Here is a 3,890-nt window from a genome sequence, read left to right on the forward strand (position 1 = left end):
ACGTCAGCCTTATTTCGATGCGTGTCGTTTTTCCAAAAGCGGAACACTTTTGGCGACATGCATCAGCTGTCGCGAAGCTTGACCAGATCGTTCAGCAGCCCGCCCGTTCCGTTGTGGACGGTCAGCCGCTCGACCTTGCCGGCGATGGTTTCCAGCGCCTCGAGCTCCTTCAACCGCAGCATCACCGGGTTTTCCGCCATCACCCTGGCCGTGTTGAGGAGGGAACGGGTCGCGTTCGTCTCCTCGCGGCGACGGATGATGTTGGCCTCGGCCTGCTTTTCGGCCGACACCACCTGGTTGAGGATCTCGCGCATCTCGCCCGGCAGGATGACATCCTTGAGCGCGATATCGCTGACCTCCACGCCGATCTCGGCCATGTCGGCGCGGACCTTGGCTGCCGCTTCCTCATCGATCGTCACCTTCTTTTCGAGGACCTGATCGAGTGTCAGCGCGCCAAGCGTCTTGCGGAAGGCATATTGCAGGGCGCGGTAGAGGGCTTCGGAGAAGTCCTTCACCATGCTGACCGCCTTGACCGGATCGACGACCCGGTATTCGGCTGCGATGTTGACGCGGATCGTCACGCGATCCTTGGTCAGCACTTCCTGCCCGGCAACGTCGAGCGACTGGCGCTTGAGGTCGACGACCTTGATCTGCACCATGCGTCCGACGTTCCAGAAGCCATGCACGCCCGCCGTCAGCGTCCTGACCAGGACACCGTCGATGAACAGCAGTCCGGCCTGACCATCGACGACCGGATGGACGGACATCAATTCCGCCTTCCGGGCCTGGCCGAGCCGGCGCATGATCGCCGCATCGATGGCGAGATCGACTGACGTGTCGATCAGCGTCACCTTCCACGGGCCGGCATCCGTCCACAGCACGAGCTTGCGGTCCGGTGCCAGCACGGCGTGCAGATTGCCGTCACGCTCGATGACGGCGACATCCGTGCGCCCGGTGCGAACGACGGTGAAATGACGCGCGGCCACATCCGGAAGCTTGTCGAACAACGCCTTCTCGTATGCCGAAACGAATTCCGGGTTCTTCAGATCGTGCCGAGACACTTCGAGGCTGCCGCGCCGGTTGGCGAGCCAGTGCTCGCCCGGCAGCAGGACAGCCTTGATCTCCCCCTTGTGGAGGGCGAGGGCACGTTCGTTTTCCCTTACGAAGACGCGCTCGCGCCCAAGAACCTTGTCGAGAATGGTCATTGTCTTACTCCTGTCGGGCATGGCCCCATGCGAGGCGTCACGTCATGCGTCGATCTTCCCTTCGTTTCTCGTTTCACGTCGTCTCTTGCGTCGTAGCCCGGGCACGAATGATCCGGGGACTGGTGGCATCGAGCCGTGGCGGGCCTTCGGGAGCGGATCGCGGGGCAGCGAAGCGGGCGCAGGAGGCCTTAGCCTCCCTTGCCGGCGACACCGCGCCTTGATCGTCACCGCGGGCCTGGCCGCGAGCCGATGGCGAAAGACGCTTGGGATGATCCGCGCCCGAAGGCTTGGGTCACCCGTCCAGTCTTTCGCATTCCAGTCCCCGGACCGTTTTTCGGATGGCTTTTCAAGGCCAATGGAGAAGGAATCGAACCTTCGACAGTCAGATTAACAATCTGATGCTCTAACCAAACTGAGCTATCCGTGGTGCAGATGAAGGGACTCGAACCCACAACCTCCGGATTATGTCCGGCGCTCTCCCAGTTGAGCTACATCCGCGATCCCAATCCCCAAAGCGGCGCCGTATACAGGGCGGCAATGCCGCCTGCACGGGCGGAGACGAAAGCTCCAACCGTTGTGCTCGCTTCGGTTCTCGTGACCGGGAGCGCGCCTATAGCCCCTGCGACGGGTTGTCGCAAGCGGCATTGTCACGGCGAATTTGCGGCTTCTTTCAACGGTGGCATTTCAGCAACACCGCTTTCGGCGTCAGCGATCGCGCAGCACGCTCAGAAGGTGACGCGGCCGAGCACGCGCAGGCCATCGCCTTGCGGCTCGACGACGACGGCCTCACCTTCGCGCGGTGAGATGCCGGTCAGTGCCACGATGTCTTCCAGATGGGTGACCATGACCAGATTGTCGGAGCCGGAATAGGCGCGGATTTCCTTCAGGATCGCAGCGATCTGCGCGGCCTTCTGCGTCTCGTCGCCTTTCAGGAGATCGAGCGGTGCAAAGAGTTCGGGGTCGGCCTCGAAGGCGATGCGGGCGGTGTCGAGGCAGCGGCAATAGCGGCTGGACAGCACGCGCTCGATCGGTGCCGCCCGAGCGGCAAACAGAGCGCCGATCTTGCTCGCCTGCTGCTTGCCGCGCGCCGACAGGTTCATCTGGGTGGCGCAGCTGTCGATGTCGAAATTGGCCGGATCGGTGGTGCCGGTGACCATGGCATGGCGCAGCAGCACGACGTGTCCGCCATCGCGCAGCAGCGCCCAGCCTGCATCCGTGGCGTGCGCCACGCCGGGAACAACAAGCAGGAACAACGCCAAGGCAAATCGAATCATCCGCTATCCTTCTGCGGTTCCCGGCAAGGGGTTCCGGTGGCAGGACATATAGGGACGGTAAAGCCGGCCGAAAGACAAGGCGCGGTGGGCGAGAAGCGTAGACGGTGAGAGGGATGGCATGGTGTAGCCGGCTTCGGTAAAACCCTGCTTGGCGTTCTCGAAGAATCCGATCGCCTTTTGATATTCGGCCTTGCCGCCGCCATAGCTGGCCCGATTCCAGCTGACATCCCCGAGATTGTTCTGCGCGAAGGCCATTGCATCGGAAGGCTTCCCTGGTGAATACCTTCAGCGTCGCCGTGAATGCGGCCTCGATCGGTGACGCTGCGCGCGTCGCTTTTCGTCTCGGCAACTGCAAGCGCGATCGCGGCAAGACAAAGCAGTGCGGCGACGAAGCCGTCAGCCATGCCCGCTGCAAAAGACGGAGGTTCGAGAGTCGGACAAAGGCTATTTGTCGTCCGTGTCCGCCCTGATGATCCAAGCCCTCTATAACGCTGCCAGCCGACGATGATCAAATTCAGGCGCGATTGCGTCGCGGTCCTGGCTCGCCTATCACGGGGAACCCGCCCCTCACGGTAAAAATGTCTCCGCTCACCGAAACCGTTCTTTTCGTCTTCAGCCTTGTCGCGCTCGGCTACCTCGCCGGGCTCACCGGCTATCTGAAGCCGGCGAGCGGCGAGGGGATTTCGGAATTTGCCATCAACGTGGCGATGCCGCTGCTGCTGTTCCAGACGATGGTGAAGTCCGACTTCCATGGCGTGGCGCCTTGGCCGCTGTGGGGCGCTTACTTCACGGCGGTTGCAATGACATGGGCTGCCGGCCATCTGGTGACGACGCGGATCTTCGGGCGGGACGCACGCGCAGGCATCGTCGGTGGAGTGTCGTCGTCCTTCTCGAATGTAGTGCTGCTGGGCATTCCCTTCGTTCTCGGCGTATTCGGGTCCAGGGGATTCGAAGTGCTGTCGCTGCTCGTTTCCGTGCATCTGCCGACCATGATGATGGCTTCGATCATCATGTTCGAGATATTTGGCCGCGGTGGCAGTGAGCCCGTACACCCGCTGCGCATCGTCCAGAGCTTTCTGAGAAGACTGTTCACCAATCCCCTGATCATCGGTATCCTGGCCGGGCTGGCTTGGCGCCTAACCGGCGCGCCGCTGCCGAACCTTGCCACGCGGCTGGTCGATACGCTGGCTGACACTGCCGGGCCAGTGGCGCTGTTCGCCATGGGGCTCAGCCTGCGCCGTTTCGGCATATCGGGCAATGTCCGGCCGGCGTTGGCGCTTTCGGTGCTGAAGCTGTTCCTGATGCCGGCGCTGGTGCTGGTCTTCGTCTGGTTGCTCGGCATGCCGCCCTTGACGGCCAAGGTGGCGGTGATGGTGGCCGCGATGCCATCCGGCGTCAATTCCTATCTGAT

At 62.4% G+C, this 3,890-nt stretch carries 4 protein-coding genes and 2 tRNA genes; 1 reads left to right on the forward strand and 5 read right to left on the reverse strand.

The annotated features are described in order from the left end of the window. Nucleotides 1-62 precede the first annotated feature (62 nt). From EN925_RS26660 to EN925_RS40910, 5 genes are all read right to left on the reverse strand, one after another. On the reverse strand, nt 63-1,205 hold the full coding sequence (locus EN925_RS26660; protein WP_164766187.1) for a slipin family protein: 1,143 nt from the start codon (nt 1,203-1,205) through the stop codon (nt 63-65). A gap of 352 nt (nt 1,206-1,557) precedes the next feature. Next, a tRNA-Asn gene (locus tag EN925_RS26665) sits at nt 1,558-1,627 on the reverse strand. A 2-nt stretch (nt 1,628-1,629) separates the two neighbouring features. Further along, nucleotides 1,630-1,703, reverse strand: a tRNA-Tyr gene (locus EN925_RS26670). 227 nt (nt 1,704-1,930) lie between these two features. Further along, nucleotides 1,931-2,479 (reverse strand): histidine phosphatase family protein, encoded by a 549-nt coding sequence (locus tag EN925_RS26675; RefSeq protein ID WP_064993694.1) that lies wholly within the window; start codon nt 2,477-2,479, stop codon nt 1,931-1,933. Nucleotides 2,480-2,482: 3 nt separating this feature from the next. After that, entirely contained in the window at nt 2,483-2,734 is a 252-nt protein-coding gene (locus EN925_RS40910; protein WP_024501274.1) for a hypothetical protein, read from the reverse strand. Nucleotides 2,735-3,057: 323 nt separating this feature from the next. On the opposite strand from EN925_RS40910, the gene EN925_RS26685 reads away from it, so the two are divergent. Further along, a partial coding sequence (locus EN925_RS26685; protein WP_164894405.1) for an AEC family transporter occupies nt 3,058-3,890 on the forward strand: 833 nt, incomplete at its 3' end.

The sequence above is a fragment of the Mesorhizobium sp. M7A.F.Ca.US.006.04.2.1 genome (assembly GCF_004022915.1).
Lineage (GTDB): Bacteria > Pseudomonadota > Alphaproteobacteria > Rhizobiales > Rhizobiaceae > Mesorhizobium > Mesorhizobium ciceri.

Bases quoted from the DNA above. Each gene is read 5' to 3' on its own strand.
- EN925_RS26660 (WP_164766187.1), bottom strand. From the start codon at position 1,205: ATGACCATTCTCGACAAGGTTCTTGGGCGCGAGCGCGTCTTCGTAAGG.
- EN925_RS26675 (WP_064993694.1), bottom strand. From the start codon at position 2,479: ATGATTCGATTTGCCTTGGCGTTGTTCCTGCTTGTTGTTCCCGGCGTG.
- EN925_RS40910 (WP_024501274.1), bottom strand. From the start codon at position 2,734: ATGGCCTTCGCGCAGAACAATCTCGGGGATGTCAGCTGGAATCGGGCC.